At 58.4% G+C, this 26758-nt stretch carries 21 protein-coding genes and 1 rRNA gene; 21 read left to right on the top strand and 1 reads right to left on the bottom strand.

Features of this window, described 5'->3' with window-relative positions; genetic code table 11:
* Positions 1–42: 42 nt before the first annotated feature.
* The 14 genes from rrf (at position 43) to fbpC (ending at position 17920) form a co-directional block, all read left to right on the top strand.
* Positions 43–157: ribosomal RNA gene (gene rrf / locus ACE1BR_RS18480) — 5S ribosomal RNA — on the top strand.
* A 165-nt stretch (positions 158–322) separates the two neighbouring features.
* Entirely contained in the window at positions 323–1288 is a 966-nt protein-coding gene (gene ebgR / locus ACE1BR_RS18475; protein WP_374872866.1) for a transcriptional regulator EbgR, read from the top strand.
* Between the two features lie 311 nt (positions 1289–1599).
* Positions 1600–4674 carry a beta-galactosidase subunit alpha gene (ebgA, locus tag ACE1BR_RS18470; protein WP_374872864.1) on the top strand — a complete coding sequence of 1025 codons (3075 nt, stop codon included), beginning with the start codon at positions 1600–1602 and terminating at the stop codon, positions 4672–4674.
* A complete protein-coding gene (locus tag ACE1BR_RS18465; protein ID WP_374872862.1) occupies positions 4671–5126 on the top strand; it encodes a beta-galactosidase subunit beta in 456 nt (151 codons plus the stop codon). The genes ebgA and ACE1BR_RS18465 overlap by 4 nt, the downstream gene beginning before the upstream one ends.
* A 103-nt stretch (positions 5127–5229) precedes the next feature.
* Positions 5230–6675 (top strand): amino acid permease, encoded by a 1446-nt coding sequence (locus ACE1BR_RS18460; RefSeq protein WP_374872860.1) that lies wholly within the window; start codon positions 5230–5232, stop codon positions 6673–6675.
* A 101-nt stretch (positions 6676–6776) separates the two neighbouring features.
* On the top strand, positions 6777–7115 hold the full coding sequence (locus ACE1BR_RS18455) for a tRNA-binding protein (RefSeq protein WP_005342042.1): 339 nt from the start codon (positions 6777–6779) through the stop codon (positions 7113–7115).
* Positions 7116–7290: 175 nt separating this feature from the next.
* Complete coding sequence (locus tag ACE1BR_RS18450) at positions 7291–8736, top strand: amino acid permease (RefSeq protein WP_374872858.1); 1446 nt, start codon at positions 7291–7293, stop codon at positions 8734–8736.
* A 284-nt stretch (positions 8737–9020) separates the two neighbouring features.
* A complete protein-coding gene (locus ACE1BR_RS18445) occupies positions 9021–9971 on the top strand; it encodes a bile acid:sodium symporter family protein (protein WP_374872856.1) in 951 nt (316 codons plus the stop codon).
* A gap of 144 nt (positions 9972–10115) precedes the next feature.
* Positions 10116–10745: a response regulator gene (locus ACE1BR_RS18440; protein ID WP_374872854.1), complete on the top strand. Its 630-nt coding sequence runs from the start codon at positions 10116–10118 to the stop codon at positions 10743–10745.
* Complete coding sequence (locus ACE1BR_RS18435) at positions 10745–12286, top strand: MASE1 domain-containing protein (protein WP_374872852.1); 1542 nt, start codon at positions 10745–10747, stop codon at positions 12284–12286. Before ACE1BR_RS18440 ends, ACE1BR_RS18435 begins: the two co-directional genes overlap by 1 nt.
* Before the next feature lie 85 nt (positions 12287–12371).
* Positions 12372–13673, top strand: a complete 1302-nt coding sequence (gene uhpC, locus ACE1BR_RS18430) for an MFS transporter family glucose-6-phosphate receptor UhpC (protein ID WP_374872850.1) — start codon at positions 12372–12374, stop codon at positions 13671–13673.
* A 12-nt stretch (positions 13674–13685) separates the two neighbouring features.
* Positions 13686–14717 carry an ABC transporter substrate-binding protein gene (locus ACE1BR_RS18425; protein ID WP_374872848.1) on the top strand — a complete coding sequence of 344 codons (1032 nt, stop codon included), beginning with the start codon at positions 13686–13688 and terminating at the stop codon, positions 14715–14717.
* 73 nt (positions 14718–14790) lie between these two features.
* Positions 14791–16869 carry an ABC transporter permease gene (locus ACE1BR_RS18420; RefSeq protein WP_374872846.1) on the top strand — a complete coding sequence of 693 codons (2079 nt, stop codon included), beginning with the start codon at positions 14791–14793 and terminating at the stop codon, positions 16867–16869.
* Positions 16870–16873: 4 nt separating this feature from the next.
* Positions 16874–17920, top strand: coding sequence for a ferric ABC transporter ATP-binding protein (gene fbpC, locus ACE1BR_RS18415; RefSeq protein ID WP_374872844.1), 1047 nt, complete (start codon positions 16874–16876; stop codon positions 17918–17920).
* Positions 17921–18106: 186 nt separating this feature from the next.
* Here the strand turns inward: fbpC and ACE1BR_RS18410 are convergent, their stop codons facing one another.
* A complete protein-coding gene (locus tag ACE1BR_RS18410; RefSeq protein ID WP_042655877.1) occupies positions 18107–18970 on the bottom strand; it encodes a YicC/YloC family endoribonuclease in 864 nt (287 codons plus the stop codon).
* Positions 18971–19117: 147 nt separating this feature from the next.
* Between ACE1BR_RS18410 and rph the strand changes: the two genes are divergently transcribed.
* The 7 genes from rph to ccoG all read left to right on the top strand — a co-directional run bounded on the left by rph (position 19118) and on the right by ccoG (position 26694).
* Positions 19118–19834, top strand: a complete 717-nt coding sequence (rph, locus tag ACE1BR_RS18405) for a ribonuclease PH (protein ID WP_033135405.1) — start codon at positions 19118–19120, stop codon at positions 19832–19834.
* Between the two features lie 75 nt (positions 19835–19909).
* Positions 19910–20563: an orotate phosphoribosyltransferase gene (gene pyrE / locus ACE1BR_RS18400; protein WP_042018051.1), complete on the top strand. Its 654-nt coding sequence runs from the start codon at positions 19910–19912 to the stop codon at positions 20561–20563.
* Between the two features lie 172 nt (positions 20564–20735).
* Positions 20736–23165, top strand: coding sequence for a heavy metal translocating P-type ATPase (locus ACE1BR_RS18395; RefSeq protein WP_374872841.1), 2430 nt, complete (start codon positions 20736–20738; stop codon positions 23163–23165).
* The gene (gene cueR, locus ACE1BR_RS18390) at positions 23166–23555 is read left to right on the top strand and encodes a Cu(I)-responsive transcriptional regulator (RefSeq protein WP_374872839.1); all 390 of its coding nucleotides are present in this window, start codon (positions 23166–23168) and stop codon (positions 23553–23555) included.
* An 83-nt stretch (positions 23556–23638) separates the two neighbouring features.
* The gene (locus tag ACE1BR_RS18385) at positions 23639–24793 is read left to right on the top strand and encodes a GGDEF domain-containing protein (protein WP_374872837.1); all 1155 of its coding nucleotides are present in this window, start codon (positions 23639–23641) and stop codon (positions 24791–24793) included.
* 30 nt (positions 24794–24823) lie between these two features.
* Positions 24824–25087: a YihD family protein gene (locus tag ACE1BR_RS18380; RefSeq protein WP_033114734.1), complete on the top strand. Its 264-nt coding sequence runs from the start codon at positions 24824–24826 to the stop codon at positions 25085–25087.
* A gap of 155 nt (positions 25088–25242) precedes the next feature.
* On the top strand, positions 25243–26694 hold the full coding sequence (gene ccoG / locus ACE1BR_RS18375; RefSeq protein ID WP_374872835.1) for a cytochrome c oxidase accessory protein CcoG: 1452 nt from the start codon (positions 25243–25245) through the stop codon (positions 26692–26694).
* The last annotated feature ends 64 nt before the right edge of the window (positions 26695–26758 follow it).

The raw sequence follows: 26758 nt of genomic DNA, 5'->3' as shown, positions 1-26758 counted from the left end.
ACTCTGGGTATCAGCACCATTATTGAAGTAGTAAAGCTTTTGCCTGACGGCAATAGCGCCGTGGAACCACCTGATCCCATGCCGAACTCAGAAGTGAAACGCGGTAGCGCCGATGGTAGTGTGGCATTCGCCATGCGAGAGTAGGACACTGTCAGGCACCTATTTAGAAGAGGCCTCCCATTCGGGAGGCCTTTTTGCATTTCTGCGTTCCAAAAATCTGCCATGCCGCCGGCATTTTAGTAAAAGTGCTGGGCTATCAAGGGATTGCCCGTTACTCTTTAGCCGTTACCGATTAACACGTGATGCTGCCAGAGAGGTATTGATGGCTACGTTGAAGGAAATTGCACAGGAGGCGGGGGTTTCGCTCGCCACGGTATCCCGGGTGCTTAACGAGGATCCCAGCCTGAGCGTCAAGGAAGAGACCAAGCAGCGGATCTTCGAGATTGCCGAACGGCTGGAGTACAAGACCAGCAGCGCCCGCAAGGGGGTTCACAAGAGCAAGCTGCACTTTCTGGTGGTCTACTCCTACCCGCAGAGTACCGAGGTCAACGACCCTTACTATCTCGCCATCCGTTATGGCATCGAGACCCAGAGCGCTCGCCTCAATATCGAACTGACCCACCTCTACAACTGTGGTGAAGGGCGTGAGCTGAGTGCCGTGGACGGTATCCTGGTGGTGGGAAGTCTCTCGGCTGAGCGTCTGGCACAGCTGCGAACCTGCTCCAGCATGCTGGTCTTTGTCGATTCCCGGGCCATGGAGGAGTTTGATTCGGTCGACGTGGATCTCGCCCTGATCAGCCAGCAAGTGGTGGATTACTTTATCGCTCAGGGGCACCAGCGCATCGGCTATATCGGCGGCCAGGATGAGAATCCGGATCTGCGTGAGCTGGCCTTCAAAGATTATGGCCAGCGACTCGGTGTCGTGCAGGAGAGTGACCTCTATCGCGGGGATTTCTCCAGCGCCTCCGGCTACCGCTTGGCCAAAGAGATGCTGGCGGGAGACTGGCCCAGGGCGCTGTTCGTCGCCTCCGACTCCATCGCCATTGGCGTGCTGCGGGCTATTCACGAGAAGGGTTTGGCGATTCCCCAGCAGATTGAGCTGATCAGCGTTAACGATATTCCGACCGCCAAGTTCACCTTCCCGCCGCTCTCCACGGTGCGGATCCACTCCGAGTTGATGGGCTCCCAAGGGGTCAATTTGCTGGTCGAACGGCTGCGTGACGAGCGCGATATTCCGTTGCGGGTACTGGTGCCGAGTCGCCTGACTCTGCGTGGCACCACCCGTTAGTTTTACTAAAAATCTCCATCACATAGGCTACAGCGTACACTCATGATGTGGCCTATCCCACCTATATCCCCCTCTGCCAATTAAATAAATGTATTAAAAATCAACGGATTACAAGTTGGCTATTGGTTTTGTTATCAATAGTTGTGCCATGTTTGTGCTTATTGGTGTGATTTAAGCCAGCAATATGAGGTGGCTCACAAAGTGAGTTGCTGGATGTGATCCGGTTAAAACTTTACCGATCATTCGCTGATATTTAGTAAATGTTTATCTAAAGTTTACCCAGTCAAAGTTGCCTTGTTCCGGGAGGACATGTGAATAACTGGGAAAACGTCCAATTCGTTGGTGAAAACAGGCTGGCTCCGCGTGCCTACTTCTTCTCTTATGCCGACCACGCGCTGGCGGCCACCATGCAGCGCGAGCTGAGCCGCCGTTTTCTGGGCCTTAGCGGTGAGTGGCAGTTCCACTACTTCGACCACCCCCTGCAGGTGCCGGAGGCCTTCTATCACAGCCCCATGAGCGACTGGGGCCAGATCACTGTGCCCAACATGTGGCAGATGGAAGGGCATGGCCAGCTGCAGTACACCGACGAAGGTTTTCCCTTCCCCATCGACGTGCCCTTCGTGCCGACCAACAACCCCACCGGCGCCTATCAGCGCAGCTTCACGCTGAGCCCGGCCTGGGACGGCGAGCAGGTGATCATCAAGTTTGACGGAGTGGAGACCTACTTCGAGGTCTATGTGAACGGCCACTATGTCGGCTTCAGCAAGGGCAGCCGCCTCACCGCCGAGTTCGATATCAGCGCCTACGCCAAGGTTGGCGAGAACCTGCTGTCAGTGCGAGTGATGCAGTGGGCGGACTCCACTTACATCGAAGATCAGGATATGTGGTGGATGGCGGGGATCTTCCGCGACGTCTATCTGGTGGGCAAACCGGCCGCCCATGTGCAGGACTTCTTCATCCGCACCGCGCTGGCCGATGACAATCAAAGCGCTACCCTGAGCTGCGATATCCAGCTGGAAAATCTGGGGGCGCCCGCCCGTGATCACCGTCTGGTCTGGTCGCTGCTGGATCAGGGCAGCGAGATCGCCAGCGGCTCGCTCGACCATCTCGCCATCGACGGCAAGTGTGATTGCCGCTTCACGCTGGATCTGGCCAACCCCCATCTGTGGAGCGCCGAAGACCCTTACCTCTATCAGCTGCAACTCTCCCTCTACAACGGTCAGGGCGAGCTGCTGGAAGTGATCCCGCAGCGGGTCGGGGTGCGTGAAATCAAGGTCAAGGATGGTCTCTTCTACGTCAACGGCCACTACCTCAAGTTGCACGGGGTGAACCGTCACGACAATGATCACCTCAAGAGCCGCGCGGTCGGTATGGACCGTGTTGAACGCGATATCGTGCTGATGAAGCAGCACAACCTCAACTCGGTACGCACCGCCCACTACCCGAACGATCCGCGCTTCTACGAGCTGTGCGACCAGTACGGTCTGTTCGTGATGGCTGAGACCGACGTGGAGACCCACGGTTTTGCCAACGTAGGCGATCTCAGCCGCATCACTGACGACCCCTGCTGGGAGCCGGTGTTCGTGGATCGCATCGAGCGCCACGTGCACGCCCAGAAGAACCACCCCTCCATCATCATCTGGTCGCTCGGCAACGAGTCCGGCTACGGCTGCAACATCAGAGCCATGTACCAGCGCTGCAAGGCGATCGACCCGACCCGGCTGGTGCACTACGAAGAGGATCGCGACGCCGAGGTGGTGGATGTGGTGAGCACCATGTATTCCCGCGTCTCCCAGATGAACTGCTTCGGCGAGTTCCCGATGGAGAAGCCGCGCATTATCTGCGAATACGCCCACGCCATGGGCAACGGCCCGGGTGGCCTGAGCGAATACCAGCAGGTGTTCGACCGCCATCCCCACATTCAGGGCCACTACATCTGGGAGTGGTGCGATCACGGCATTCTGGATCAGGACGAGCAGGGGCGCGCCGTTTACAAATACGGCGGCGACTACGGCGACTACCCCAACAACTACAACTTCTGCATGGATGGCCTCATCTATCCGGATCAAACCCCTGGGCCGGGCCTGCGTGAATACAAGCAGGTGATCTGCCCGGTCAAGGTGTGCGCGCTGGATCTGGCGAGCGGTCGGCTTGAGCTGGAAAACCGCTACTGGTTCTCCAATCTCAACGACATCCGCCTGCTGGTCGAAGTGAAGGCCGAGGGCGAGCTGCTGGCCAGCCAGCAAATCCGGCTGGAAGGGGTTGCTCCCGGTGCCACCACAGAGCTGCAACTCGAGCTGCCCTCTTTAGATGGGCGGGAAACCTTCGTCCAGCTGCGGGTCATCAAGGCCACCGCCACCCGCTACAGCGCGGCGGAGCACGAGCTGGGCCAGTACCAGTTCCAGCTGAAGGCATCGACTCGCCAGCTGCAGCCCTTTGCCAATCCCAACGCCACTGCGTTGCAGATTGCCGATGAGCGGCTCGCGCTGACCTTGAGCGGCAGCGGCTTTGCCCTGCGCTTCTCGCGCCTCGACGGCAAGCTGGTGAGCTGGCAGCAGGACGGTATCGAGCTCATCGAGCGCTCGCCGCGCCTCACCTTCTTCAAGCCGATGATCGACAACCACAAGCAGGAGTACGAGAGCCTGTGGCACCCGAACCACCTGCAGATCATGCAGGAGCACTTCCGCACCCTGAGCTGGCGTCAGCTGGGCGAGGCGGTCGAGGTGACGGTCGAGAGTCTGATCGCGCCGCCGGTGTTCGACTTCGGCATGCGCTGTCGCTACGTCTACACCCTGAGCCCGAACGGCCAGCTGCATGTGGCACTGTCCGGTCAACCCTACGGCGGTTATGACGACATCATCCCCAAGATCGGCTTCGAGCTGGGCATTCGTCAGGATCTCGACCGGGTGCACTACTACGGCATGGGCCCGGGCGAGAACTATCAGGACAGCCGCCAGAGCAACTGGATCGACAGCTTCCAGAGCACAGTCGGCGAGATGTGGGAGCACTACCCCTTCCCGCAGGACAACGGCAACCGCCAGCAGGTGCGATGGGCGACCCTGACCAACCGTCACGGCGCCGGTCTCTACGTGCGGCCCGATACCCCCATCAACCTGAGCGTCTGGCCCTACAGCTGGGAGCATATCCACGCGGCGCAGCACATCAACGAGCTGCAGCCGAGCGGTTATCTCACCCTCAATCTGGATCACAAGGTGCTGGGGCTCGGCTCCAACTCCTGGGGCTCCGAGGTGCTGGACTCCTGGCGGGTGCGCTTCGAGCCGTTCAGCTTCGGCCTGACCCTGCTGCCCATCGCTCGCGGCAACCTCAATCCGGCTGCGCTGGCCGGGCTCGATCTCACCATCAACGGCGGGAGGAACCTCGCATGATCACCCTGGACAACCTGACCCTGTTCAAAAACATCTACCGGGAGGGCAAGAAGTGGGGCCGCTGCGTGGAGGCCATCAACAACCTGGTCAACCTCAAGCCCGGCATCTGCCACTCCATCGGTGACTCCCTCACCTACCGCTTGCAGGAGGGGGCCAGCCCGGCCACCTCCCTGTTCGAGGGGCAGCGCCGCTACTTCGACGTTCACTACTACCTGGAAGGGACAGAGACGGTGGAGTGGGCTGCCAAGAGAGAACTGGGAGTCGAGCAGGCCTATGACGACACCACCGACCGCGAGTGGCTGGCTGGTGAGGTGCGCGAGCGCCAGAAAGTCGGCAACGGTCAGGTGGTGATCTTCGAGAACGACGAGGCTTACCGGTTCGTTGGCGACGGGCCGGTGCGCAAGCTGATCATCAAGGTCACCGTCGAAGGCGGCTACTTCAAGAACAAATAATAAGCCGCTGGTTCTGCACTGATAAAAGCCGGAAGGGCGGGGCACACCCTACAAACCATGCCCCGCTCTTTCGCTGAAATAACTACAGGTCTGGAGATGCACCATGTCTGATTCCAAACGCAATACGATAGGCAAGTTTGGTCTGCTGTCGCTCACCTTCGCGGCGGTATTCAGCTTCAACAACGTCATCAACAACAACATCGAGATCGGTCTGGCCTCAGCCCCGATGTTCTTTCTGGCCACCATTTTTTACTTCATTCCGTTCTGTCTGATCATTGCGGAATTTGTGTCACTGAACAAAAACTCCGAAGCGGGTGTCTATGCCTGGGTGAAGAGCTCCCTCGGCGGTCGTTGGGCCTTTATCTCCGCCTACACCTACTGGTTCGTGAACCTCTTCTTCTTCACCTCGCTGCTGCCGCGGGTCATCGCCTACGCCTCCTATGCCTTCCTCGGCTACGAGTACATTCTCACCCCGGTGGCGACCACGGCCTTGAGCATGGTGCTGTTTGCCTTTGCCACCTATGTCTCCACCAACGGTGCCAAGCTGCTGGGCCCCATCACCTCGGTGACCTCGTCCCTGATGCTGCTGCTGACCCTCTCCTACATCCTGCTGGCAGGTGCGGCACTGGTGGGCGGCGTACAGCCAGCCGACCCCATCACGGTAGAGGCGATGATCCCCGATTTCAGCTGGGCCTTCTTGGGCATCACCACCTGGATCTTTATGGCGGCCGGTGGCGCCGAGTCGGTGGCGGTCTACGTCAATGACGTGAAGGGGGGCTCCAAATCCTTCGTCAAGGTGATCATCATCGCCGGGATCTTTATCGGCGTGCTCTACTCCATCGCGTCGCTTTTGATCAACGTATTCGTGCCAAGCGGCACCCTGAAATATACTGGCGGCTCGGTGCAGGTGTTTGAAGGGCTGGCGGCCTACTTCGGCTTGCCGGAGATCCTGATGAACCGCTTCGTGGGGCTGGTCTCCTTCACCGCCATGTTCGGCTCCCTGCTGATGTGGACCGCCACCCCGGTGAAGATCTTCTTCTCCGAGATCCCGGCTGGCATCTTCGGCAAGAAGACGGTCGAGCTGAACGAGAACGGCGTGCCCGCCCGCGCAGCCTGGATCCAGTACCTCATCGTACTGCCGCTGATGGTGATCCCGACTCTGGGTTCCAACACCGCGCAGGATCTGATGAACACCGTCATCAACATGACCGCTGCCGCCTCCATGCTGCCACCGCTGTTCATCATGCTGGCCTACCTCAATCTGCGCCTGAAGCTCGACCACCTGCCGCGGGAGTTCAAGATGGGTTCGCGCACCACCGGCATCGCCGTGGTCTCGGTGCTGATCGCCATCTTCTCGGTGGGCTTCCTCGCCTCCACCTTCCCGACCGGCGCCGACATCATGACCATCGTCTTCTACAACGTCGGCGGGATCGTGATTTTCCTCGGCTTCGCCTGGTGGAAGTACAACCGCTACGAAGCCTCCCTGAGTGCTGACGCGCGGGTGAAAGAGGCCCAGCCGACCAGCCAGATTTCCGTCCGGGCATCCTGACGAAACCGGCCCGCGTGGCCAAGAGAGATCAACCGGGTGGCTGCGGCCACCCGTTACCCGTTGCTCCATTGAGCACCAGAACCGAACACAAGGAGAAAGGAATGAGCGAGACGATCGAGTTTGCCGAATTCAAACGGGTCGAGATGAAGGTGGGCAAGGTGCTGGAGGTGGTGCGTCACCCCGGGGCCGACAAACTCTATATCGTCCAGATCGATGTGGGTGGCGAGCGGCCACTGCAGACCGTCACCAGTCTGGTGCCCTACTACAGCGAAGAGGAGCTGATGGGCAGCGAGGTGGTGGTGCTGACCAACCTCAAGCCGACCAAGATGCGCGGCGAGCGATCCGAATGCATGTTGCTCTGCGCCGAGACCCCGGACGAGAGCCAGAGCGTGCTGCTGCAGCCCCGGGTGCCGATGGCGCCGGGTACTCCGATCGTCTGAATCACGAATTGAAGACTGGCGCAGCCAGTGTGCGCCGGTTTGCCTGAAAGGCCGCCACGAGCGGCCAGTTTGACCATAACAAGAGAGTAAATGGCGCGGCCAGCAGGCTGGCGCCGAACACATTCAGAGTCATAGCGTCCCCGTGCGAAGGGGCGTGAATCCACCGGAGGACATCATGTCTGAATCAGTACGCGGCACCATCGGCAAATTTGCCTTGTTGTCGATGACCTTTGCCGCCGTGTTCAACGTGCGCAATATCGTCAATAACAACATCGAGCTGGGGCTCAGTTCCGCCCCCATCTTCCTGCTGGCTACGCTCGTCTACTTTGTGCCATTCGTCTTCATCATTGCCGAGTTCGTTTCGGCCAACAAAGATTCCGAGTCGGGGATGTACGACTGGCTGAAAAAGCCGCTCGGCACCCGGATGGCCTATCTGGGCTCTTTCCTCTACTGGTTTGTGAACCTGTTCTGGTTCGTCTCCCTGCTGCCCAACGTCATCGCCTACGCCTCCTACGCCATGCTGGGCTATGAGTACAGCTTCTCGCCGACCGTCACCTCGATCATCTCCATCGTGCTGTTTGCTGCGGCAACCCATATCTCCACCAAGGGGGCGACCTGGCTTGGCAAGATTGCCGAGCTGGTGGCCTACGGCGTGTTTGCCCTGTTCGCCATCTACGTGCTGGGTGCCCTGATGGCCCTCGGCGGTGACCATGTGGCGGCCCAGCCCATCACGCTGGAGGCGATGACCCCCACCGTCAACTGGGCGACCCTCGGCATCATGTGCTGGATCTTCCAGGCCGCGGGCGGTGCCGAAACCGCTGCGGCTTATCTCAATGATGTGAAGGGCGGTCAGAAGTCCTTTATCAAGGTGATCATCACCGCCGGTATCGTCATCGGTGCCATGTATGCGCTGGGTTCCCTGCTGGTGAACGTGTTCGTACCGCGCGAGAGCCTCACCTATGCCGGTGGCATGGTAGAGATCTTCACCGGCATGGCCCAGTACTTCGGGCTTTCCGAGACCCTGGTGGGTCGCGCGGTCGGTATCGTGCTGTTCATCGCCATGTTCGGCTCCATGATGATGTGGACCTCGGCGCCGGTGAAGATCCACTTCTCCGAGATCCCGCAGGGTGTCTACGGCGAGAAAACCACCCGTCTCAACAAGCACGGGGTGCCGGTGCGCGCCGCCTGGTGGCAGTTTGTCTTCGTGTTCGTGATGCTGGTGGTCAACGGGTTTGGTTCCGAGTCGGTGCAGCAGATGATGAACACCGCCATCAACCTCACCGCTGGTACCGCCATGCTGCCGCCGATCTTCATCATGGTGGCCTACTTCGTGTTCCGCTGGAAACATGACGACACCCCCCGCGACTTCCGCATGGGATCGCGCAAATTCGGCATGGCAGTGGTATCGGTGCTGATCACCATCTTCGTGGTGAGCATGAGCGCCTCCGCCTTCCCGAGCGGGGTGGATCTGGTGCGCGCCTTTTTCATCAACGTCTTTATGACCGCGGTTTTCTCGGCGCTGGCCTACTGGTGGATCTCCCGCTTCGAGAAGCGCCAGGCCCGCAAAGCCGGTGGCAGTGACAAGAAAACCGGCAACGGCAAACTGGCCAGCCAGAGCTGATCGGCTGACCATCAACGCGAGACGGGCGGCCTGGGTCGCCCGTTTTTTTGCCTTGTTGACGTCAGATGACCTGTTTTGGTGTCAACTTCTGTTAATCGACTTGCCGCAAGCGTTAAGCATTGATGAACAATTCATCACTGCTCAACTTTGCGCCTCTCCGTTATCGGGGTAAGCTGGAGGTTCGTCTCAACAGGCGGTGCCAGACACCTCCTGCTGTATTTCTTGCCTTCCCCGATCCTGACTTCCGCCACGGAGACAGGATGTTCGTCTGATGGAGATTGCCCGTGCGTCTGGATCCCTTTACTTCTGTGCTGATCGCGGTGGTCGCGTTGGCCTCCTTCTTTCCCTGCGAGGGGCAGGTGGCCGTCTGGTTTGGTCTGCTGACCAAGCTGGCGGTGGCACTGCTCTTCTTCATGCATGGCGCCAAGCTGTCGCGCCAGAACCTGCTGGCGGGCCTCGGCCACTGGCGGCTTCATCTGGTGGTGATGCTCAGCACTTTCGTGCTCTTTCCGCTGCTCGGGCTACTGCTCACCCCGCTGGTACCGGGCTGGCTGAGCCCGGCCATCTACCTCGGCTTCCTCTATCTCTGCGCTCTGCCGGCCACCGTGCAGTCGGCCATCGCCTTCACCTCCATGGCGGGGGGCAATGTGTCGGCGGCGGTGTGCAGCGCCTCGGCCTCCAGCATCCTCGGCATCTTCCTCTCGCCGGTGCTGGTGGGGATGATGATCCACGTGCAGGGGGAGGGGATCGACACCTGGCAATCTATCCAGTCCATCATGATGCAGCTGATGCTGCCGTTCGTGGTCGGCCACCTGTCGCGTCCGCTGATCGGTCGCTGGGTCGATAGCCATCGCCCGATGATCGGCAAGCTGGATCAGAGCTCCATCCTGCTGGTGGTCTATGTCGCCTTCAGCGAGGCGGTGGTGCAGGGGATTTGGCATCAAGTAGGTTGGTACGATCTGGCCAGTATTGTGCTGTTGAGCTGCGTCTTGCTGGCGCTGGTGCTTTGCTGGAACACCCTGATCAGCCGTCGGCTCGGCTTCGACAAGGCGGACGAGATCACCATCGTCTTCTGCGGCTCCAAGAAGAGCCTCGCCAACGGAGTGCCGATGGCCAACGTCATGTTCCCCGCCGCCAGCGTCGGCGTCATGGTGCTGCCGCTGATGATCTTCCACCAGATCCAGCTGATGGTCTGCGCCGTGCTGGCCCGCCGCTACCACGAGCGGCAGGGGTGAGTCAGTTCTGACCTGCTCGTTTCAGCGCTATGGGCAATATATCTGGGTATTTTTGTTTCGTAGGTTCCAGATTGCCCACATGGCGATTGTCAGATATGGCAAGGGTGGCATCATGACGAGATGTTTCTAGCGGAGTGATACACGATGATTCGCGTCGTGTTAGTGGATGATCACGTTGTCGTGCGTTCGGGATTCGCCCAGCTTCTGGGGCTGGAGGAGGATCTTCGTGTCACTGGCCAGTTCAGTAGTGCCGGGCAAGCGTGGCAGACGTTATTGGGCGAGGATGTCGATGTGGCGGTGCTGGACATCGCGATGCCAGATGAAAGTGGGCTGAGTCTGCTAAAGCGTCTGCGGCAGCAGCGTCCGGGATTTCGTGCCATTGTCTTGAGCATTTACGACACGCCAGCATTTGTACAAAGTGCCCTTGATGCCGGAGCCAGTGGTTATCTGACTAAGCGATGTGGCCCGGAAGAGCTGGTGCAGGCGGTGCGTTCTGTCGGTACGGGGGGGCACTATCTTTGCGCCGACGCGGTAAAAGCACTGCGTGGTGGTGAACCGGGTCCAACCGTTCTCAGTGAGCTCACCCCGCGTGAGCGCGAGGTGTTTGAGCTGTTGGTCAAGGGTGACAGCGTAAAAGAGATCGCCTTCAAGCTCGATGTCAGCCATAAAACGGTTCATGGCCATCGCGCTAACGTGCTGGGAAAACTGCAGTGCGGCAGCACTATCGAGCTGGTCCATTTTGCCCTTGATAATCAACTGTTAGCGGGCCATTGATGCGTCGCAGCGTTCGGCAACGGGTTCTCTCGCTGTTTATTATGCTGGCCTGGGGTTCTGGTTGGCTGATGTTGTGGACGCTCAGTTTTTATCTCACTCACAATGGTCAGCAGGCGGTGCTGTTTTTGCCGCAGGGCGTCTATCTGGCGCTGTTGATTTTATTGGCTCGTCGCTACTGGCCTGCGCTTATTTTTTCCGTACTGGCCGCGATTCTATGGCTTCACAGCGAACAACTGCTTACCCGCTATGCGATGCTGGCGGTGCCGTTGATCGGGGTGTGCAGTGCCTGGTTGACGCAGTGTTACTGGCATCGCTTTCCACTCTATTGGCAACGTTTGTCGATGCTGATTGTTGCGGTGACGGTCAACGCGTTGTTGCAAACCCTGCTCCTGTCGCCATTTCTGGCCAGTCCCGCCATATTGTTGCTGTTGGCCTCTTTTACCGGAGGGGTGTTGCTTGCGCCATTTGTCTATCTGGTATTTGAGTTTTTGCGCCAACAACATCGTTCCCACCTCTTGGGGTTGGAGATCAGCAATCCGCCGCTGCGTACTCCGCAAGTCATCTGGTGCAGTCTGTTTTTTATCATCGCCATAAGCATCCAGATGGTGCTCTCACCAGCGCTTGAACGATTGTTGCTGATCCTGGTTTTTTTACCCAATGTGGTGATGGCGTGGAAATTTGGCTGGCGGGGTGGGGTGCTGTCAGGATTACTGGGCAGCATGATGATCACCATTGCCCGCCAGGTCGGGGGGGGCTTTAACGATTTGATGGAGATGGAAATCTTCCTCGCTACCCAATCCCTGCTGGGGATCGGACTCGGGATTGCCATCAGCCGTCAGCAGCATCTGGCGATGAATCTTGAGCGCTATCGACATCGGTTGGAGATGGAACTGCAGGCGCGGCGAGAGCTGACGGAAAAACTGATCCATACCGAGGAAAATACCCGCAAAAAGCTGGCCCGTGAACTGCACGACGAAATCGGCCAGAACATTACTGCAATTCAAATCCAGTCCCAGCTCGTCAAGCGGGCTGGTGATACGCCGCTGGCGGTTGAGGCTGCCGGACAGATCAACGAATTGGCTCGTCGCATTCACCACTCAACCCGCCAGTTGCTGCGTCAGCTTCGCCCTCCCGTACTGGATGAACTGTCGTTACAAGAGGCATTGCGCCATCTGGTGAACGAGTTCGCCTTTGCTGAGCGCGGCATTGCTTGCCGTTTTGACTATCAGTTGCAAGCGCAGCCTGGCAGCGAGACGCTGATCTTCACCCTGTATCGTCTGTTACAGGAGCTGCTCAATAACGTCAGCAAGCATGCCGGTGCCAGTGAGGTCGGTATCCTGTTGTGCCAGCGGAACAACCGGCTGCACCTTGAAGTCCGCGATAATGGCCGGGGTATCAGTTCTCAGCAGATTCAGGGTTTCGGGATTCAGGGGATGCGTGAGCGGGTCTCTGCGCTGGGAGGCGAGTTAACTCTGGAGTCACAGGTGGGCACTCGCGTAATTGTTAACCTGCCCACAGATTTACAACAGACTCATCATTAACCAAGAAAAAATCTTGGTCACTCCAGACTTTCTCTCATCCCCTTTTATCCGCGTTTGCATAAAGTCAGCTCACATGGAGAACGCGATGCACGCATTGTCAGCCGAACAGGTTTCACAACGTTATAGAGCGCGGCGTCCGCAACTGCTGCTGTATATGGTGATTGGCTATGCCGCCTTTTACCTGACGCGCAAAAGCCTCAATTACGTGTTACCGACCCTGCAAATGGATTTGGGTCTGAGCAAGAGCGATATCGGGTTAATCGGCTCGTTGTTTTACCTCAGCTACGGGTTGTCGAAATTTGCCGCAGGGTTGTGGCATGACCGTCATGGACATCGCGCGTTGATGGGCCTCGGATTGTTGGCAACCGGTGTATTGAACGTGCTGTTCACTTTTTGCGATGCGTTTCCGCTGCTGCTCTGTATCTGGACCTTGAACGGCTTTTTTCAAGGCTGGGGGTGGCCACCCTGTGCCAGATTGCTGACCCACTGGTATTCGCGCAATGAACGAGGCTTCTGGTGGGGTTGCTGGAATACCTCAATCAATATTGGCGGTGCAACGATTCCGCTGATGTGTGCTGTCGCCGCTCACTGGTGGGGCTGGCAGGCAGCCATGCTGACCCCAGGGATCATCAGCATGGTGCTCGGTTTCTGGCTGATGGTACAACTGCGAGGCACACCCCAGGAGGAGGGGTTACCGACGGTCGGCGAGTGGCGAAATGATCCGCTGGAGTTACGTCAGGAGCAGCAGAGCCCATCAATGGGGCTGTGGCAGATGTTGCGGACCACCATACTGCAAAATCCGCTGATCTGGTTGCTTGGTGCATCGTATGTGCTGGTCTATCTGATCCGCATCGCGCTAAACGATTGGGGCAACATCTGGCTGGCGGAGAGTCATGGCATCAACCTGTTGAGCGCCAATGCCACTGTCATGTTGTTTGAGGCGGGTGGACTGTTGGGAGCCCTGTTTGCTGGGTGGGGCTCTGACCTGCTGTTCAGCGGACAGCGTGCGCCGATGATTTTGCTGTTCACGCTGGGGTTGATGGTATCGGTCGCAGCTCTGTGGCTGGCTCCGGTCCATCACTATGCCCTGCTGGCTATGTGCTTCTTTTCTGTTGGTTTTTTTGTTTTTGGTCCGCAGATGCTGATTGGCCTTGCTGCCGTTGAGTGTGGGCACAAGCAGGCGGCGGGCTCGATCACCGGTTTTCTCGGCATGTTTGCCTATCTGGGGGCCTCGCTGGCTGGCTGGCCGCTGTCACAGGTGATTGAACACTACGGCTGGTCGGGGATGTTCAGTTTGCTCTCGATTGCCGCTGTGCTGATGGGGTTGTTACTGATGCCATTGCTGATGGCGGGCATCACCACTTCTCGCAGATACATAACGTCATAAAAGGGCTGAATAATGAAGACAACACTTCTCTCCTCCATCATTGTTTCCGGGCTGGCGCTGGCTACGTTAAGCGGAGCTGCACAAGCCAAGGGACGCCTGGTGGTGTACTGCAGCGCTACCAACGAAATGTGCGAAGCCGAAACCAGAGCGTTCGGTGACAAGTACGACGTCAAAACCTCGTTTATCCGCAATGGCTCCGGTAGTACGTTGGCTAAAGTCGATGCAGAAAAGAAAAACCCGCAGGCTGATGTCTGGTATGGCGGTACGCTGGATCCTCAGTCGCAGGCTGGGGAAATGGGACTGTTGCAGCCGTACAAATCGCCCAATCTTGAGCAGATCATGGAGAAATTCCGCGATCCGGCCAAGGTGAAGGGCAATCTGTCATCGGCAGTCTACGTGGGGATTTTGGGTTTTGGTGTCAATACCCAGCGGCTGAAAGAGAAAAATATGCCGGTGCCGAAGTGTTGGAAAGATCTGGTCAAGCCAGAATATCAGGGGGAGATCCAGATTGCTGACCCACAAAGCTCCGGGACCGCCTATACCGCGTTGGCCACCTTTGTGCAGCTGTGGGGGGAAGATCAGGCATTTGATTACCTCAAGCAGCTGAATGGCAACATCTCTCAGTACACCAAATCCGGTATCGCCCCGGCTCGTAACGCTGCTCGCGGGGAAACGGCTATCGGCATTGGCTTTTTACACGACTATTCGCTGGAAAAAGAGCAAGGAGCACCGCTGGAGTTGATCTCTCCGTGTGAAGGTACCGGCTATGAGATCGGTGGTGTAAGCATCCTGAAAGGGGCAAGAAATGCAGATAATGCCAAGCTGTTTGTCGACTGGGTGTTGTCAAAAGAGGCCCAGGAGCTGGCGTGGCAGAAGGGCAAGTCTTATCAGATCCTGACCAATACGACGGCAGAAACCTCACCGAATTCGCTGAAGCTCGACGATCTGAAACTCATCAGCTACGACATGGATAAATTCGGTTCGACGGATGTGCGCAAGGCGTTGATCAACAAGTGGGTCAGCGACGTCAAGATGGGTAAATAAGAGACCCGGTCGTGAGTCTTTTCCGGGTGGAGGCAGTCACTGTCACCACCCGGCCTACAACATCGGAACCCCTATGTTACAGACACTCGTTTTCCATCCCGTCAAAAAGCGGGATGCGGTATTCCTTTGGATTTTGGTGGGCTGGCTGGCATTTGCCTTGCTGCCAAGCTGGAGTCTGGATTACGGCTTGCTGGAGTCCACCGGCGTAGAAATCCTTGATGCTTATGGCTGGTCACATTTCAATATCAGCTGGCTGTGGTTTTTGCTGCCGAGTTTGCTGATTGTGCGTCCGTTTCACCATGCCGGGCGCGAACAGCGCCGACGCCACTATCTCGATGCGGGGTGGGCCATTCTGTGCGTAGCGTTTGTGGTTATTAGCGCAGCTGTCGAAGGGCATGGTCTGGGTTATGCCGTCATCCCGTTGTTTTTGGCGTTGGGGGCCATTATTACTCTCGCGCTGACTCGGCTCGAATGGTTGGGTGGTGACCGCTTTGTGATCGGTTCACTCATCACCATTGTCGCGTTGATCGCCATTTTTATCGTGTGGCCCAGTATTGCCATCTTTTTGCCGATGTTTACCAGCGACACGGGGGAGTTCGCACCGCTGGCGTTTATGAATGTGTTGGCGCAGGCCCATATTATTCAGGTCATCATCAACTCGGTACTGTTGTCAGTTGCTGTTGGGGTGGGATGTACCTTTTTCGGGTTGGTGCTGGCGATCTATACCACCCGTATTGCGCAACGCAGTGCCATTATTGGTCGTATTTTCTCAATTCTGCCCATTGTGACACCACCCTTCGTTGTGGGGCTGGGGGTCACACTGATGATGGGGCGCTCTGGCTATATTACCGAGTTGATGGTGGAGTGGTTTGGCCTGACCAATACCAACTGGTTGTACGGATTCACCGGTATCTGGTTGGCACAGGTGCTGGCGTTTACACCGATGGCCTTCATGATCCTCGACGGGGCGATCAAAACCATCCATCCCTCTTTGGAAGAGGCCTCCTACACCTTGCGCGCCAGCCGCTGGCAGACCTTTAACGGTGTCTTCGTGCCGCTGCTAAAACCGGCATTGGCCAACGCTTTCTTGATAGTTATTGTGCAGTCACTGGCCGACTTCAGTAATCCCCTGGTACTGGGAGGCAACTTTGATGTATTGGCTACGCAAATCTACTTCTATATCACGGGATCACAGCTGGATTATCAGGCGGCCAGCACGTTGGGGGCGTTCCTGCTGCTCTTCTCGTTGCTGGTGTTCTGCATCCAGTACATGTGGATCGGCAAGCGCTCTTACGTCACCGTTTCAGGTAAATCCTATCGTGGAGATGTGCAGCCACTGCCAGTAACGCTGGTGTGGAGTGTCGTGGCATTGCTGGCTGTATGGATCGCCTTTAATGCCTTGCTTTACGGCAGCATTTTCTACGGTAGTTTTACCGTCAACTGGGGGGTGGATTACACCCTGACGCTGGGTAACTTTAGCAAGCTCTTTGGCCAAGGGATGAGTGACGGTGCGTGGCCTTCGCTGTTGGATACCCTTCTTTACGCCGGGATTGCCGCACCTATTACCGCTGCTTTTGGTCTGTTGATTGCGTGGGTAGTGGTTCGCCAGCAGTTCAAAGGCAAAAAAGTCATCGAATTCACCACCATGCTGTGTTTTGCCGTGCCAGGAACAGTGGCAGGCGTCTCCTACATTCTTGCCTTTAACAGTGCACCGGTTTACCTCACTGGTACGGCAGCGATCGTGATCATCTCGATGGTGATGCGCAACGTACCGGTCGGTATACGTGCCGGGATCGCCGGTCTGGGCCAGATCGACAAATCGCTGGATGAGGCATCACTCAGCTTGCGAGCCGGGTCGCTGCGCACCATCACCCACATTTTGTTGCCATTATTGCGCCCGGCGATCCTGTCTGCGCTGATTTACAGCTTTGTGCGTGCCATCACGACTGTCAGCGCCATCGTATTTCTGGTCACGCCAGATACTCGCGTAGCCACAGCTTACATCCTTAACCGCGTTGAAGATGGCGAATATGGTGTGGCCATTGCCTATGGCTCGATCCTGATCGTGGTCATGCTGGCGATTATTTTTCTTTTTGACTGGCTGATCGGCGAGGCGCGAATCTCTCGTTCAAAAGCCAATAACCAGGCGTAACACTATGACTCGAAAACATTTTGTTGAGCTGCGCAATATCACCAAGCGCTTTGGCAATAACACGGTGATCGACAATATCAACCTTGCTATCCCTCAGGGTCAGATGGTCACGTTACTGGGGCCGTCAGGCTGCGGAAAAACGACAGTGCTGCGTCTGGTAGCAGGGTTGGAAAAGCCAACGGAGGGACAGATTTTTATCGATGGTGAAGACGTTACCAGCTGCTCCATCCAGCAGCGCGATATCTGCATGGTGTTTCAGTCTTACGCGTTGTTTCCACATATGTCACTTGGTGAGAACGTCGGCTATGGCCTGAAGATGCTCGGCGTGTCGCGTAGCGAGATCAAATCCCGCGTCAAAGAGGCGCTGTCGATGGTGGATCTTGAAGGCTTTGAAGATCGCTATGTCGATCAAATTTCCGGTGGACAGCAGCAGCGCGTGGCACTGGCCCGTGCATTGATCCTCAAGCCCAAGGTGTTGTTGTTTGACGAACCATTGAGCAATCTCGATGCCAACCTGCGCCGCAGCATGCGCGATAAAATTCGCGAGCTGCAGAAGCAGTTCAACATAACCTCTCTTTACGTGACACACGATCAGAGCGAGGCGTTTGCGGTGTCGGATACGGTGCTGGTGATGAACAAAGGTCACATCATGCAGATTGGTTCTCCGCAGGCGCTATATCGTCAGCCTGCCTCACGTTTTATGGCGAGTTTTATGGGGGATGCCAACCTGTTCCCCGCGAACGTGAGTCAAGACTATGTCGAGATCCACGGTTATCGCCTGCCGCGCCCACCGCATTTTGTGGTCAAAGGTGGAGGTACCATAGGTGTTCGTCCGGAGGCGATCACCCTCGGTCAAAAGGGAGAAGTGAGCCAGCGCTGTACCATTTGTCACGTCGCCTATATGGGCCCGCAATACGAGGTGATTGTCGATTGGCATGGGCAGCAAATCCTTTTACAGGTGAACGCCACGCGCCTGCAGCCCGATGTCGGTGAGCACTATTATCTGGAAATTCACCCTTATGGCATGTTTGAGCTGGCGGATGCTGCGTAGTGTTGCCCTTTCTCTAAGGGAGGACTTATCCCTGGTAACAGGGAGGGGGGGTTGTAACACTGCGCTAGGTGTACTCTCTGTCAGCAAAAGTTGTTTGCAAAATAGTTGGGCAAACTATTCGGCAGCAAATAAAAATAAACCCCTGAAAATCAGGGGTTTGTGAGTCATCTGGAGCAGCCAAAAACATCATTCTATATTCTGGATCTGCTCGCGCATCTGCTCGATGAGGACCTTCAGCTCGACGGCGGACTGGGTCACTTCGGCGTTGATGGACTTGGAGCCGAGGGTGTTCGACTCGCGGTTGAACTCCTGCATCATGAAGTCGAGGCGGCGGCCACAGGCGCCACCCTTTTTCATGATCTTGTTGGTTTCGCTGATGTGCATCTCCAGACGATCCAGCTCTTCGGCCACGTCGATCTTCTGGGCCAGCAGCACGATCTCCTGCTCGATGCGGGCCGGATCCAGCTCCACTTTGGCTTCGGCCAGGCGGTCGGTGAGTTTCTGGCGCTGCCACTCGATGATCTGCGGCAGGTGGACGCGCACCTTCTTCACTTCCACCTGAATACCGGCCAGACGCTGCTCGATCAGCGCCTTGAGGTTGGCCCCTTCGCTGGCGCGGGAGGCGAGGAAATCTTCCATGGTCTGGTCAAAACCGCCGAGCAGCTCGGTGGCGACCGCGTCCATGTCCTGTTCGGCGGCGGCCATGACACCCGGCCAGCGCAGCACGTCGACCGGGTTGAGCTGGCCCTGGCCCGCTTCTTTCATTACCCAGTTGGCGCTGTCGATGATCAGCTTGGCCAGCTCTTCATTAATGTGCAGCTGCTTTGCATCGGCTTGAGCGGCTTCAAAACGCAGGTTGCACTCCACCTTGCCACGCTGCAGCTTGGCGCGGAAACGCTCACGCAGTACCGGCTCCAGGCTGCGCAGTTGCTCCGGCAGGCGAATGTAGGTTTCCAGATAGCGCTGGTTTACCGAACGAATTTCCCAAACGGCTGTGCCCCAGTCGCCCTTGAATTCCTTGCGGGCGTAGGCGGTCATGCTGTGAATCATTGATTGTTCCGGGCTTGATGAAGTGTGCGGCCAGTATACTCAGCCCGGCCCTGCTCGTCAGCCGATGCCGTGGTTTTAGCGGCTGATATTTGAGTAGCAATCGCTTATACTCCTTCGCCAATTTGAGCCAGCCCAGAGGTCCGTTCCATGTCACGTCCCAGCGATCGCAGTGCCGCGCAACTTCGCCCGGTTACCATTACCCGCAATTTCACCAAACATGCAGAAGGCTCAGTGCTGGTGGAGTTCGGTAACACTCGCGTGCTCTGCACCGCCAGCGTCGACACCAGCGTTCCGCGCTTCCTGAAAGGGAAGAATCAGGGTTGGGTCACTGCCGAGTACGGCATGCTGCCGCGCTCCACCCACTCCCGAATGAACCGCGAAGCGGCCTCCGGCAAGCAGAGTGGCCGTACCCTGGAGATCTCCCGTCTGATCGCCCGCTCCCTGCGCGCTGCGGTAGACCTGACTGCGCTGGGCGAGCACTCCATCACAGTTGACTGTGATGTGCTGCAAGCCGATGGCGGCACCCGTACCGCCTCCATTACCGGTGCCTGCGTGGCGCTGGTGGATGCGCTGAACTGGATGGTCGAGAAGGGCATGATCAAGCAGAGCCCGCTCAAGCAGATGATCGCTGCCGTCTCCGTCGGCATGTATCAGGGCGAAGCCATCTGCGATCTGGAGTACATCGAAGACTCCGCCGCCGAGACCGACATGAACGTGGTGATGACCGAAGATGGTCGGATCATCGAGGTGCAGGGCACTGCGGAGGCCGAGCCCTTCACCCATGAGGAGCTGCTGGCGATGCTGGGGCTCGCCAAGGGCGGCATTGAAGAGATCATTGCGCTGCAGAAGCAGTCACTCTCCTGATTTTAAAAACGCGGCATTGGCCGCGTTTTTTTATACCCCCACACAAGACAACGACAAGCCAAGCAAGGAGCCAGAATGAAAGCCTACCAGCGTCAATTTATCGAGTTCGCCCTGGAGAAACAGGTCCTCAAATTCGGTGAATTTACCCTGAAATCCGGTCGTAAAAGCCCCTACTTCTTCAACGCCGGACTGTTCAACAGCGGCCGCGATCTGGCCCGCCTCGGCCGCTTCTATGCCGCCGCCCTGATGGATGCCGGCATCGAGTTCGATGTGCTGTTTGGCCCGGCCTACAAGGGGATCCCCATCGCCTCTGCCACCGCGGTGCAGCTGGTGGAGCAGCACGATGTGGATGTGCCCTGGTGCTTCAACCGCAAGGAGGCCAAGGACCACGGCGAGGGCGGCAATCTGGTGGGCAGCCCGCTCAAGGGGCGCATCATGCTGGTGGACGATGTCATCACCGCCGGTACCGCCATCCGCGAATCCATGGATCTGATCCAGGCCAACGGCGCCTCGCTGGCGGGCGTGCTGATCGCGCTGGACCGTCAGGAGAAGGGCAAGGGCGAGCTTTCTGCCATTCAGGAGGTGGAGCGTGACTACGGCGCCCACATCATCGCCATCATCCAGATGAGCGACCTGATCCAGTATCTGGAAGAGAAGCAGGCCGAGCAGCCGGAGCTGGCGGCACAGCTTGTTGCAATGAAGGCTTACCGCGCCCAGTACGGCATCTGAACGAGATGAATCATGGCGCCACCCTCGTCGAGGGTGGCGCCATTTTTTATCCGCGTTTTGCCAACACTGTTTTAAAAAGCGGGTGTGAACTGCTTGAGCTTGCCCTTACAGTAAAGGTTAGGGTTTGCCAGTCGGCGTTATGTGGTGCCGACGGGTTCCCGGGAGGAGCAGCATGACGACCCAACAGCAACACCCCATTCATCTGCAATTGCCACTCAGTGGCATGAGCTGCGCCAACTGTGCCAGCCGCATCGCGGCCAGCCTCAACAAACTCGACGGGGTATCGGCCACCGTCAACTTCGCGCTGGAGCAGGCGGCCATCGAGCTGGCCAGCCCGGACCGTCTGCCTGTGGTGCTCGAAAGCATCAAAAGTCAGGGTTATGACTACGGCAGCGAGACCTTTTTGTTTCAAATTACCGGTATGAGTTGCGCTGGTTGTTCGGCTCGGCTGAACAAAATGCTGGCGGTGCTGCCCGGTGTTATCTCCGCCGAGGTCAATTTTTCCATCGAACAGGCCCGTATCGTGCTGGTGCCGGGCGCCCAGAGCCCCGCCGCCCTGCGTGAACATATAGAAGCGCTCGGCTTTGGCGCCAAACTGGCACAGGGTTCGGCCAGCGGCCGCCGCCAGCAGTTGCTGGAGCGGGAAGCACAGGAGGCCGCCACTGCCCGTCAGGCGCAAACCCGGGTCATCGTCTCGGCGCTGCTGACCCTGCCGCTGCTGGTGGGGATGCTGGCTATGGCTGGACTGTTCCCCTGGCATCTGCCCGCCTGGCTCGAGTTGGTACTCGCCACCCCGGTGCAGTTCTGGATCGGGGCCCGTTTCTATCGCGGCGCCTGGCTCGCCATCAAGAACCGCGCAGCCAACATGGATGTGCTGGTGGCGACCGGCACCAGCGCGGCCTACTTCTACAGCCTCTATCTACTGCTTAATCTGGGGATGGCCGCCAGCGGTCAGCTCTATTTCGAGGCGAGCGCCATCATCATTACCCTGATTTCGTTGGGAAAACTGCTGGAGGCACGGGCCAGACGCAGCACTCAGTCCGCCATTCGCGAACTGATGGCGCTGCGGCCGGAAACTGCCACCGTCTGGCGTGGCGAGAGCTGGCAGAGCGTCGCCATCGACGAAGTGCTGCGCGGCGATCGACTGCGGGTGCTGGTGGGTGAGCGGGTGCCGGTGGATGGCAGAATCGTGAGCGGTGCCAGCGAACTGGACGAGTCGATCCTCACTGGCGAGAGCCTACCGGTGCCACGCGGCGCGGGCGACAAGGTGCTGGGCGGTGCCATCAACCGCTCCGGTGTGCTGGAGATTGAAGCCACTACGGTGGGGGAGGAGTCCAGCCTCAGCAAGATCATTGCGCTGGTGGAGAGCGCCCAGATGGGTAAGGCCCCGTTGCAACAGCTGGTGGACAAGGTCTCCGCCGTGTTTGTGCCGGTGGTGATGGCCATCGCCCTCTTTACCCTGCTGGTGTGGTACGCCATCAGCAACGATTTCGCGCAGGCGCTGCTGGCGGCGGTGGCGGTGCTGGTGATCGCCTGCCCTTGCGCCCTCGGGTTGGCGACCCCTGCCGCCATTGTCACCGGCACCGGCGTAGCGGCTCGCCATGGCATTCTGATCAAGGATGTCGATACCTTGCAGAAGGCCCACGCCATCAAGGCGCTCATCTTCGACAAGACCGGCACCTTGACTCAGGGCAAGCCTGTGCTGGCCAGCTGGAGCGGCAACGACGAGCAACTGCGCCTCGCCGCCGCCCTGCAACAGGCGAGCGAACACCCGCTGGCGCTGGCCATGCGCGAGGCCGTCGGCAAGGAGGCTACGCTGCCCCAGCCAGAAGCCGTGGAGGTGCGGGTCGGGGCCGGTATTGTCGGTCAGGTGGCGGGTCACGCGGTCGCCATCGGCAATGGAGCCCTGCTGGCCCAGCTCGGGATTGAACCGCCACAACAGGATGAACAGCCCGCCGATGGCGCGACCCGGGTCTGGGTGGCCATCGACGGCGCGGTAGCGGGCATCGCGGCACTGGCCGATACCCTGCGCCCCGAGAGTCCGGAGGCCATCGCCACCCTGCGCCAGCGTGGCATTGCCAGCTGGCTGGTGAGCGGCGATGCGCCAGCACCGGTGGCCCATATCGCCGCCAAGCTGGGGCTGGACGGAGCCTTTGACTCCGTGCTGCCAGCGGGCAAGGTGGAGAAGGTCGAGGCGCTGCGGGGGCAAACCCGCGGGCTGGTAGCCATGGTAGGGGACGGTGTGAACGACGCCCCGGCGCTGGCGGCGGCGGATGTCGGCATCGCCATGGGCTCCGGCTCCGATGTGGCGATGGAGACCGCCTCCATCACCCTGATGCGATCTGACCCGCGGCTGGTGGCCGATGCCATCGACATCTCGGCGGCCACCTGGCGCACCATTCAGCAGAATCTGTTCTGGGCCTTCGTGTTCAATATCATCGGCATTCCGTTGGCGGCGCTGGGCTACCTCAGCCCCGAGCTGGCGGGGGCGGCCATGGCCCTGAGCAGCATCACCGTTTTGAGCAATTCCCTGTTATTGAAACGCTGGCAGCCCAAAGCGGCGCACGGGCCAGCATCCAACCCGATCAGTAAGGAGGCATAAATGAACATCAGCAAGGTTGCCAAGGCCACGGGACTGACCGCCAAAACCATCCGTTACTACGAGAGCATCGGCCTCATCACCGCTCCGGTGCGCAGCGATAACGGCTATCGCAGCTACACCGAGGGGGCGCTGCGGGAGCTGCGCTTCGTCAAGCGGGCGCGGGAGACCGGCTTCAATCTGGAGGAGTGTCAGGAACTGCTGGCGCTCTACCGTGACGAGCACAGAACCAGTGCCCAGGTGAAGAAGCTGGCGCAGGAGAAGATCGTCGATCTGCGCGCGCGCATCGCCGGACTGCAGGCTATGCTCAGCTCGCTGGAAGGGCTGGTCTGCTGTTGCCACGGGGATGACAATCCCGAGTGCCCGATCCTCGACGAGCTGGAACGTGGTTGAGTAACAGCTTAATAAAAGGTGCATTATTGTTGCCCGTCAGGGGGGAGTGATAGACTGCTCGGCTCTTGTACAGGAGTACTCAGTTGACCCAGAGTGTGACACGCCAGGTGAAGCAGGCCATCATGGTCCAGCTCTATACCCACGCTTTATTCAGTCTCCCCTGTCTGGGTTTGCTGGCGTTTGGCTGGAGTCTGTTTTTTCACGACTATCTGCCCGCCAGCGAAGCGCTCGGCTGGTTGGCTGGCGTGTTGCTGCTGTTGTTCTTGAGGGGCTGGCATCTGCGCTGGCGCCAGTCCAGATTGGATCAGACGCCGCTTGCCATACTGGAGCGCGAGTTCTTCATCGGGGTGACCATTACCTCCATCATCTGGGCGCTGGGGGTGCTGCTCTACATGGACAGGCTGCCCGATACCTACCGGGCCGCCATGATGATGCTGGCCAGCCTCATTCTCACCGGCAGTGCCATCATGCTGTTTGGCAGTCGCCGTTCGCTCTATGGCTCGGTACTGCCGCTCGGGGCGGCCATGCTGTTCGAGCTGGGGGCGGGTAACGAGCAGGAGCGGATTGTCTCCTGCATGCTGGCGGGTTATCTCTTTGTCTTTCTGCCGACTCTGCTGCGCCGCCTGCGGCGGGATCAGATCGCCTCCCTGCATCACCGTTTCTCCAACGCCGAGCTGGTGGCCGAGCTGAAGGCGGTCTCCGAGCATCTGCGCCTCACCTCCCGTCTCGATGGCCTGACCGGCATCGCCAATCGCGCTTATCTCGACGACTCTCTGGAGCGGGCCTGGCGCCGCTGTCATCGGGCCCGTGCACCGCTGTCGCTGGTGCTGGTGGATGTGGATTACTTCAAGCAGTTCAACGATCTCTACGGCCATCAGCTGGGGGATGACTGTCTGCAGCAGGTCGCGGCTTTGCTGGCGGAGGTGGAGCGGCGCGAGGATGATCTGGCGGCCCGCTATGGCGGTGAAGAGTTTGCCCTGCTGCTGCCCTGTACCGGCATGCAGGGGGCGCTGCAGGTGGCTGACAATGTGCGGCAGGCGCTCAATGCGCTGGCCATTCCGCACCAGAAATCACTGGTATCCAGTCGGGTCACATGTAGTTTCGGTGTTGCGACTCTGATACCGGATAACAGCATGAAAATCGCCGATTTGATCCAAAAAGCGGATGCGGCCCTCTATCAGGCCAAGCATAATGGGCGGGATCGAATCGAAGTAGCCTTGATGGGTAAGGTTGCCTGAGTTTAACGTGACAGATTAAAGAGGTTGTCTATGCAATGTCATCGTATCGAAGAGCTGCTGGAGTTGTTGCAGCCTGCCTGGATCAAGGAACAGGATCTCAGCCTGGTGCAGTTTGTTGCCAAACTGTCCCAAGAAGCGGGATTTGAGGGGCCTCTGTCCGAGCTGACCGACGACATGCTGATCTATCACCTCAAAATGCGTGAGTCAGACAAGCAGGCGATGATCCCCGGTCTGGCCAAGGATCATGTGCCCGATTTCAAAGAGGCACTGCTCAAGGCACGCGGAATCAAGTAACTATTGAGCAGAAGCGCATCACCGCAGGGTGATGCGCTTTTTTGTTGCCTGAAATTGCGATCGAACACCAATATTAGATACATCTAATTCACGCAATTAGCATGTTGTTTAAGATATAATCCGCCCCATAACAAATCAGGGAGCGATGTCTTGCAATGGCCGACCACGATAAAATCGATATCAAGGATGTCACCGACCAGGATGTAACCGGGACTTTCAACCCCAATACGTTCAAAGCCAGCGATGACAGATTCAACCCCGGCAACCGCATCTATGTGCGGGCCCAGACCGGTTACTGGCAGCGGGTGCGCAAGGGGATGGGCTGGTTCTTTGTCGCCCTCTTCGTGTTGCTGCCCTGGCTGCGCTACGAGGGACGGCAGGCGGTGCTGTTTGACCTTGGTCATCAGCAGTTCCATGTCTTTGGTGCCACCATCTGGCCGCAGGATCTGACCCTGCTCGCCTGGATCTTCATGATCGCCGCCTTCGCCCTCTTTTTTGTGACGACCTTCCTCGGTCGGGTCTGGTGCGGCTATCTCTGCCCGCAGACGGTGTGGACCTTCATGTTCATCTGGTTTGAAGAGAAGCTGGAGGGGCCTGCCAACAAGCGGCGCAAGCTGGATCAGGCCCCCTGGAGCGGCGAGAAGCTGGCTCGCAAGGGGGCCAAGCATCTGGCCTGGCTGCTCATCTCGCTGGTCACCGGCCTGACGTTCGTTGCCTACTTTCAGGATGTGACGAAACTGGTGCCGGACTTCTTTACCCTGCAGGCGGGTGGTTGGGTATTCTTCTGGGTCAGTTTTTTTACCATCATCACCTACGGTAACGCGGGCTGGATGCGTGCCATCATGTGCATCCACATGTGCCCCTACGCCCGCTTCCAGTCTGCGATGTTCGACAGGGACACCTTCATCGTCGGCTATGACACCAAGCGCGGCGAGACCCGTGGTGCTCGCTCCCGCAAGGCGGATCCCAAGGCGCTGGGTCTGGGGGATTGCATCGATTGCGATCTCTGCGTGCAGGTCTGCCCGACCGGCATTGATATCCGCGACGGCCTGCAGTACGAGTGCATCAACTGTGGCGCCTGCGTCGATGCCTGCGACCAGACCATGGATCGGATGGGTTATGCGAAGGGGCTCATCAGCTACACCACCGAGCACAAGCTGGCCAACGACTCCACCCATGTGGCGCGGCCCAAGCTGATTGGTTACGGGCTGGTGATGGCGACGATGCTGGGGGTATTTGTCTACAACGCCATGTCCATCATGCCGATGGGGCTCGATATCCTGCGGGATCGCAACCAGCTGTTCCGCGAGAACAGCGAGGGGCTTATCGAGAACACCTACACTCTCAAGATCCTCAACAAGACTCTGCAGCCGCAAACTTATCAACTGGATGTGGAGGGGCTGCCCGAGTATCAGTGGTTCGGCCCCCGCGAAGTGACCCTGAAAGCGGGCGAGATCTTCACCCTGCCGGTCAGTCTGGCGGTCGATCCCTACAACCTGAAGCGGCCGACCCTGGATATCCAGTTCGTGCTGAAACGGGAGGGGGCGGCGCCGGATGACAGCAAGGGCAACCTGCGCCAGGGCAGCAAGTTTATCAGCCGGTTGTAACCGCTTGCGGCGGCGGTGAGCCGGGCGTTACACCAGTCCGGTCACCAGCGAGCACGGCAATGCC

The organism is Aeromonas sp. MdU4, assembly GCF_041929505.1.
Classification (GTDB): Bacteria; Pseudomonadota; Gammaproteobacteria; order Enterobacterales; family Aeromonadaceae; genus Aeromonas.
The sequence above is the reverse complement of the archived record's forward strand: the minus strand, read 5'-3'. Positions and strand labels throughout refer to the sequence as shown.